Source organism: Mesorhizobium sp. M0011 (assembly GCF_040324155.1).
In the GTDB taxonomy this organism is placed as follows: Bacteria; Pseudomonadota; Alphaproteobacteria; order Rhizobiales; family Rhizobiaceae; genus Mesorhizobium.
On record NZ_JAMYVQ010000024.1, the window covers coordinates 87,785 to 95,460 of the forward strand.

Consider the following 7,676-nt stretch of genomic DNA (forward strand, 5'->3'; position numbering starts at 1 on the left):
GGAATAGCAGCAGCCGATGTCCTTTCGCGAACGCCTCCAGTCCTGGCGGTACAATCTCGTGCCCGACCATGTCGTCGGCGAGATACTGACCAAACGCTGGACCGACAACGCCATTCCGTTCCTGGCGCTGGTGGCGACGCTGGCAACCTTCGGCTCGATCATTCCGGGCTTCTTCAAGCTGACAGCGCTGCAGGAATCGACCCGCCAGCTCGGCGAGTTCTCGATGGTCGTCACCGGCATGACGGTGGTGATGCTGGGTGGCGGCATCGACCTGTCGGTCGGCTCGATCTTCGCGCTGTCCTGCTTTTCCGCCGTCTATGTCTTCTTCATCCTCGAACAGTCGATCTGGCTGGCGCTGGCTGCGTCGCTGGCCACCGGTCTCATCTTTGGCGCCATCAACGGCTATCTCGTCGGTTATCTCAGGTTGCGCGCCTTTCTGACCACGCTGGTCACCTTCATCTTCGGGCGGGCGCTGTTTGATATCCTGGTCACCACCTATGCCGCCGACGTGCAGCTTTCGACCGCGACATCGGATGTGCTCGATTTCATCGGCGACAGCACGTTCTGGGGGCTGTCCGTCTCGGTGTGGCTGGCGATCATCCTGGCCATCGTCACCCATATCGCGCTGACCCGTTCACGGCCGGGCTGGCATGTGCTGGCGGTCGGCGGTTCCAGGCGCTCGGCGCACAATGCCGGCATCCGCGTGCGCCGCACGGTGTTCATGACCTACGTTTTTTCAGGCTTCTGCGCCTCGATCGGCGGTTTTTTGATCGCCTGCCGGTTGAGCGGGGCAGGGCCGGGCACCGGCCTCAACCTCGAGATCATGGCGCTGACGGCGGCGGTGGTCGGCGGCGTCAGCCTCGGCGGCGGGCGCGGCTCGGTGATCAAGGGCCTGATGGGCGCCATCATCGTGCTGACCATGACCAACGGCCTGATCCGGCTGGGCTACGGCACCGGCACCAACCAGATGGTGCTGGGCATCATGCTGGCGGTGGCGGTGACCATTGACATTCGCTGGCTGAAGAACCGCCACAAGGTGCTCAACGAGGTCTATGTCGCGCCTGTCTATCTCAGAATGGGCGAAACGCAGTCGGCCGCACCCGGCTCGGGCACGCCCTACGAGCTTGATAACAGGCTGTCGGCAGCCGACCATATCGGGCTTGGCGAGCTGGAGGGGCCAGAAGACGTCATCCTCGACCGCGACGACAATCTCTATTGCGGCACGCGCCATGGCGAGATCGTCCGCTTCTTCGCGCCGGACTATGTCAAATCGGAAGTGTTTGCCCATATCGGCGGCTTTCCGCTCGGCCTCGCCTTCGACAAATCGGGCAATCTGATCAGCTGCGTCGGCGCCATGGGGCTTTACTCCGTCTCGCCGGATCGGGAGGTCAAACGCCTGTCGGCCGAAACGTCGCGCTCCTGGACCTCGATCGTCGACGATGCGCGGCTGCGTGACCCCAACGACTGCGACATCGCACCCGACGGCCGCATCTATTTCACCGACTCGACCAAGCGCTACGACGCCCATGACTGGGCGCTTGACTCGATCGAGAACCGCGCCACCGGCCGGCTGCTGGTCTATGAGCCGAAGGACGGGTCGACCAAGACCTTGCTCGACGGCTACCGCTACACCAATGGTGTGTGCATGGCGCATGACGGCAAGTCGCTGTTCTTCGCCGAAAGCTGGGCCTGCCGCGTGCATCGCTACTGGCTGGAAGGGCCGAAGGCCGGCACCGCCGAATGCGTCATCCGCGATATGCCGGGCTATCCCGACAACATCAACCGCGCCTCCGACGGCAATTACTGGATGGCGTGGCTTGGCATGCGCACGCCGAGTTTCGACCTGTCGCTGCGCCACCCCGACATGCGCAAGCGCATGACGCGGCGGCTGCCGCAGGACGAATGGCTGTTCCCCAACATCAACACCGGCGGCGTGGTGAAGTTCAACGAGAAAGGCGGCATCGTCGAGGCGATGGGCGACCTCACCGGCGGCGCGCACCCGATGGTCACCTCGATGCGCGAGCACAAGGGATATCTGTTCGTCGGCGGCATCCTCAACAACCGCATCGGCCGCTACAAGATTTCAGGCGCAGACCCGAACTGGACCAGCCCCGCTTCCTATTGGGGAGCAAAGCCATGATCCTCGATCCTGTGCTGGACCTGTTTCGCGGCAAGGCGGTGACCATCCCGCCGCTCGATGGCGCTTTCCGACCCAACACATTGCTGGATGACGCGCCGGCTTTTACTGAGCTGACCGAGCCGGACAATCTGCTGGTTGCCGATGGCAGGCTGCTGGCCTCCAGCGGCAACGCAATCTATTCGATTGCTGCCGGAACCGAGCCCAGGGTTGTCGAAACCTTTCCGTCTCCGGTCACGGCGCTGGCGCTGTCGCCATCGGGCGAACTGACGGTGGGGCTGGAAAGCGGCAAGCTGCTGATATCAGGCAAGGAGGTTTCGCTGCCGGCCGAGATCCGCTGCATAACCGCGCTTGCCTACGCGGATGACGGCACGCTGTGGCTGGCCAACGGCTCGGTCGAGCATGCTCCATCGCAATGGGCCGCCGATCTGATGAACAAGGGGGCTTCCGGTTCGCTCTGGAAGCGAGACGCAGCAGGCGGTGATTTCCGCAAGGTCGCCGGTGACATTGCCTTTCCCTATGGGCTGCATCCTGCAGGCAGGGATGTGCTGGTCAGCGAAAGCTGGCGTCACCAGCTCATCCGTTTCGACGGCGCGACTGGTAACCGCTCGACGGTGCTGACGCATCTGCCGGGCTATCCGGCACGGCTGTCGTCCTCCGCCGGTGGCGGCGCCTGGCTGACCCTGTTTGCGCCGCGCAACCGGCTGATCGAATTCGTGCTGCAGGAAACGCACTACCGCCAGGACATGCTGAACCAGGTGCTGCCGGCCTACTGGATCGCGCCTGCACTGGCCTCCAGCCGCAGCTTCCTCGAGCCGCTGCAATGCGGCGGCATCCGCACCATGGGCATCCACAAGCCGTGGTCGCCGAGCCGCTCCTACGGGCTGGTGGTCAGGCTCGACCAGAAGATGCAGCCGCAGTTCAGCCTGCACAGCCGCGCCAACGGCACGCGCCATGGCATCTGCAGCGTTGCGGAAAAAGACGGCCTTCTGTTCGTCGCCTCCAAAGGCGGCGACTGCATCCTTTCCGTCGCCATGGGAGGTTTCTGATGGAACCGATCGTCCGTCTGGAGAATGTCACCAAGAACTACCGCGGCGTGCCCGCGGTGAAGAATGTCAGCTTCGACCTGCGCAAGGGTGAGATCCATGCGCTGCTCGGCGAAAATGGCGCGGGAAAATCGACGCTGACCAAGATCATCGCTGGGGTGGTCGACGCCACTTCAGGCAAGATGTTCCACAAGCGACAAGAGATCGCCTACGCCTCGCCGCACGCAGCGCTTGAAGCCGGCATTGCGATGGTGTTCCAGGAGACGAGCCTGGTGCCGTCGATGACGGTGGCGCAGAACCTCTATCTCGGCACCGAAAAGTTCCTCAACCGGCTGCGCGGCACCTACATTTCGGCGCAGCAATTCCTGCAATCGCTGAACTTTCCCGTCGACCCGAACGCGATGGTGGCGACGCTGGGTGCTGCCAAGCGGCAGATGGTCGAGATCGCGCGCGCGGTGCACCACAATGCCGAGATCATCATCTTCGACGAGCCGACGGCGACGCTGACGCCGGAAGAAAAGCGGCACTTCTTCGCGTTGATCCGCCGGCTGAAGGCGAGCGGCGTGTCGATCGTCTTCATCAGCCATGCATTGGAAGAAGCGCTTGATATTGCCGACCGCATCACCATTCTGCGCGACGGCGAGCTTGTCATCACCGACGACACGTCAGCCTTCGACCGCGACCGGATCGTCGCCGCTATGGTCGGGCGCACTTTGTCGGGGCAGATCTACCGCCAGCGTGACGAGGCAAAGCTGCGCAAGGCGGGCCGGAAGGTGCTGTCGGTGCAGGACATCTCGATGAGCAATGTCGTGCGCAACACATCCTTTTCGATCTTCGAGGGCCAGATCACTGGCGTGTTCGGGCTGATCGGCTCCGGCCGCACCGAGACATTCAAGATCGTTTCCGGCATCTACAAGCGCGATTTCCTGCGCGGCGGCGCCATCGAGCTGGACGACAAGCCCGTGCGCTATCTCGTACCAAGCGAAGCGGTGGCGGACGGCATCGTCTACGTCACCGAGGACCGCAAGAGCGAAGGCATCTTCGAGACGATGGGCATTGCCGAAAACCTGTTCGGCGGACTGCTGGCGGCGGGCCGCGAAAAGGCCTGGGTGATCAACGCGCAGGAGATGCGCGCACTGTCAGCCGAATGGACGAAGACGCTGAACATCAAGGCGATCAACGACAATGCGCGGGTGGTCGAACTGTCCGGCGGCAACCAGCAGAAGGTGGTGATCGGCAAGGGGTTGGTGCAGCAGCCGCGCATCGTCATCTTCGACGAGCCGACGCGCGGCGTCGATGTCGGCGCGATCGCCGAGATCCACCAGATCATCAACCGGCTGGCCGACGAGGGCCTGGCCGTCGTCGTCATCTCGTCCTACCTGCCGGAGATCATGAACCTGTCCGACCGCATCCTGGTCTGCCGTCAGGGCCGTATCGTCGAGGAGTTTTCGCCGGCCGAGGCCACGGAGGAGAAGATCATGTACGCTGCGGTGCATTAGGGTTCTGGCCGATGCGTACGTCGATAATTGGCGCGCACATCCATCCCTTCGTCATCCACGGGCGAAGCAAGGAGCGTAGCGACGCGGCGCAGACCCGAGGATCCATGCCGGGACTCCGTAGCGCTGCTGCGGTGCAGAATTCTGCTCCGTTGCACTCCGCGGCTGACGTCACGGAATGGATCCTCGGGTCTCCGCGACGGCGCTTCGCGCCTGCTTCGCCCTAGGATGACGAAGTTTAGGTGCCTCGGCTAATCTTCAACGCTATTGCGCCAAAAACTGAGTCAAAGAAGCTGGTTAGCCGCCTTTGCTCGAAACTTGATTCAACGAGCCAGTTCATCGATCGAAAGGAAAGGAAATACCATGGCCACCACAAGACTTCTGAGCGACGCCGAGGTCGAAAAGATCCCGGCCGTGAAGGCCGTCTTCGATGACATCCGCGCGACGCGCAAATCGGACTTCGTCAACAATTTCTGGCGCGGGCTGGCCAATGATCCCGCGGCGCTGAAGCGGATCTGGGAACAGTTGAAGGTGGTGATGGTTGCCGAGAGCGCCATCGATCCGCTGACCAAAGAGATGATCTACATCGCGGTGTCGACTGCCAATGGCTGCTCGTACTGCGTCCATTCGCATACGGCGGCAGCGCGAGCCAAGGGCATGACCGATGCGCAGCATGGCGAGCTGGTGTCGATCATCGGATTGGCTGGGCAGACCAACCATCTGGTGACGGCGATGCAAATCCCGGTCGATCCGCAGTTCGAGGTTAAGTGAAGCGTCACACCGGCCGGTAAACCTTCTCCGCCGTGTTCCAGAAAATATCCGCCTCCGCCGCCGCACCATGCCTGGCCACCGCATCGCGGTGCGCCCTGATCAGCTCGGCGTGGCTGGTCCACAGCTTCTCGATCGGGAAGTTCGAGCCGAACATCAGATGGTCGGCGCCGAGGATGTCGATCGCGTTGTCGACGATATAGGCGATCAGCGCCGGGTCGTTGCGGTGGACGAAGGTGCCGAGGCCGGACAGCTTGGCGTAGAAATTGGGCGCCGCCGACAGCGTGCGCAGGCCTTCTTTCCAGGCTTCGGTGGTGTCCGGTTCCATGCCGGTCAGCATGCCGGCATGGGTGAGGATGAAATTCGTTTCGGGGTTCTCGCCGACCAGCGTCAGCCCGTCCTTCATCTGGGCGGGGAAAAGCTGCAGGTCGAAGGACAGGCCATAGTCCTTGAGCCGCGCCACATTGGCGCGCACCTTCGGGTCGATCACCTGGTCGGCCGAGGCGGCGAAACGGAAGGCCGGTGTCTCGTGCCAATGCAGCTGCATGCGCACGCCGCGCAGCAGCGGATATTTCTTCAAGCGATCGATCTGGGGCCTGATATCGTCGACGGTCATGTCGGTGTAGCCGACGATGGCATGCGGCCAGCCGGTTTCGTCGGATGTCTTCTGCAGGAAGGCGACTTCCTTCTCGAAATCCTCCTTGGCCCAGTTGGTCTGGACATAGACGGCCTTCTCGACGCCCGACCCCTTCTGGTCTTCGAGAAACTCCTCGATCGGATAGTCGCGGCGGATCGGCTCGTAGGGACCAAAAATACGCGGCACCATCGGCCCGACCAGCCAGGGCTGGTCCTTTTGGCGCCAGATGTGGAAATGCGCGTCGATGGTTTTCTGCATCATGAAACCCTCCTCCAGATTGTCGCCGCCGCCGGAGCAGGGCGGGCGAGCGACAGGATGAAATCGGTGAGGCCTTTCACCGACGAGCCGTCGACGAGGTCGTCCAGCACCGGCAGGATGGCGCGCAGTGCCGCCGTTGCCGGCCGGAAGCGCGGATCGCCGGCCAAGGGTGTGGCCAGCGACAGTCGGAAAGCGCGGGCGCTCAGCCGTCGCATGGCTGTCTCCAACTCGCCATGATCGCCGCGCTCCAGCGCGTCGGACAGGATCACGACCGTGGCACCGCGTGCAAACGACGAGAAGCGCGGCACCGAGAGGAAGGCGAGCAGCGTCGGCCCCATGCGGGTGCCGCCGTCCCAATCGTCAACCTGCGCGGCCGCGCGCGCCAATGCCTGATCGCGGTCGCGGATGCGCAATGCCCCGGTGATGCGGGTCAGCCGCGTGCCGAAGGTGAAGATTTCGGCGCGATCGGCGCCCTGCACCGCGGCATGGGCGAGCTTGAGATAGTCCGCTGTGTGCAGCTTCATCGAGCCGGACACGTCGATCAGGATCAGCAGCTTGCGCGGCACGGTCTGGCGGCGGCGCAGAAGCGGCGAGGGGACGTCGCCATCGGCGCTGACGATTTCCCGCAGCGAGCGGCGCAGATCGAGCTTGCCGCGCGAATGCGTGCGCACGGTGCGGAAGGAGCGACGGGCGGGCAGGGCGGATGCGAGCTTGCCGCGGAAAGCGGCAACGCCGTCATCGTCACGCTGGAAGTCGCGGCTGCTCAACTGCTCCAGCGCCGAGGACAGCTCGCCGCCCTCTTGCCGCTGGTCGGCCTCGATCCGTTCGTCGTCGGCGCCGCCATCATCCTTGATGCGGGTTTCCTCGTCTGCGTCGCCTTCGGCCACGGCGGATGTGTTGCCATAAAAGTGGCTCTGGAAATGCGCCTCGAATTCGTCGCGGCGATCGGGCGGGGGTGCAAGGGTGGCAAGGGCGGCCTCGCGGATGTCTGCCATCGAGCGGGGCCCGAGCAATGTCACCGCCTGCATGAAGCCAGAGATCTGCTCCGGCGCTATGGCAAAGCCGTAGCGGCGCAGCAACCGGGCGAAGCTGAGCAAGGGCGCTGCCGCGCGGGGTAAGCTTGTTTCCCGCATCATTGCGTGGCGCCCCCCTCTGTCCTGCCGGACATCTCCCCCTCAAGGGGGTGTTTGGACCGGAGACATCGCGAACAGGTGTGCGAGGACATCGCGACCAGTTTGGCGTGCTTTGCGCCGGGAGGTTCGCGATGCCATTTGGGAACACCAGCGTGATGGATGGGAAGTTGGAGTTTGTGCGTCTTGCGGTGCAGGATGGCA

At 63.5% G+C, this 7,676-nt stretch carries 6 protein-coding genes; 4 read left to right on the plus strand and 2 right to left on the minus strand.

The genetic code is table 11. The annotated features are described in order from the left end of the window. The first annotated feature begins 16 nt into the window (after window positions 1-16). The 4 genes from NKK51_RS23765 to NKK51_RS23780 all read left to right on the plus strand — a co-directional run bounded on the left by NKK51_RS23765 (window position 17) and on the right by NKK51_RS23780 (window position 5,450). Window positions 17-2,140, plus strand: a complete 2,124-nt coding sequence (locus NKK51_RS23765) for an ABC transporter permease (RefSeq protein ID WP_023814019.1) — start codon at window positions 17-19, stop codon at window positions 2,138-2,140. Next, window positions 2,137-3,186: an SMP-30/gluconolactonase/LRE family protein gene (locus NKK51_RS23770; RefSeq protein WP_352554760.1), complete on the plus strand. Its 1,050-nt coding sequence runs from the start codon at window positions 2,137-2,139 to the stop codon at window positions 3,184-3,186. The genes NKK51_RS23765 and NKK51_RS23770 overlap by 4 nt, the downstream gene beginning before the upstream one ends. Then, window positions 3,186-4,682, plus strand: coding sequence for a sugar ABC transporter ATP-binding protein (locus tag NKK51_RS23775; protein WP_352554761.1), 1,497 nt, complete (start codon window positions 3,186-3,188; stop codon window positions 4,680-4,682). The genes NKK51_RS23770 and NKK51_RS23775 overlap by 1 nt, the downstream gene beginning before the upstream one ends. 360 nt (window positions 4,683-5,042) lie before the next feature. After that, window positions 5,043-5,450 carry a carboxymuconolactone decarboxylase family protein gene (locus NKK51_RS23780; protein ID WP_352554762.1) on the plus strand — a complete coding sequence of 136 codons (408 nt, stop codon included), beginning with the start codon at window positions 5,043-5,045 and terminating at the stop codon, window positions 5,448-5,450. 4 nt (window positions 5,451-5,454) lie between these two features. Here the strand turns inward: NKK51_RS23780 and NKK51_RS23785 are convergent, their stop codons facing one another. Both NKK51_RS23785 and NKK51_RS23790 read right to left on the minus strand, forming a co-directional pair. Beyond that, the gene (locus NKK51_RS23785; protein WP_164892900.1) at window positions 5,455-6,342 is read right to left on the minus strand and encodes an amidohydrolase family protein; all 888 of its coding nucleotides are present in this window, start codon (window positions 6,340-6,342) and stop codon (window positions 5,455-5,457) included. Further along, window positions 6,342-7,478 carry a vWA domain-containing protein gene (locus NKK51_RS23790; RefSeq protein WP_352554763.1) on the minus strand — a complete coding sequence of 379 codons (1,137 nt, stop codon included), beginning with the start codon at window positions 7,476-7,478 and terminating at the stop codon, window positions 6,342-6,344. The genes NKK51_RS23785 and NKK51_RS23790 overlap by 1 nt, the downstream gene beginning before the upstream one ends. Window positions 7,479-7,676 lie beyond the last annotated feature (198 nt).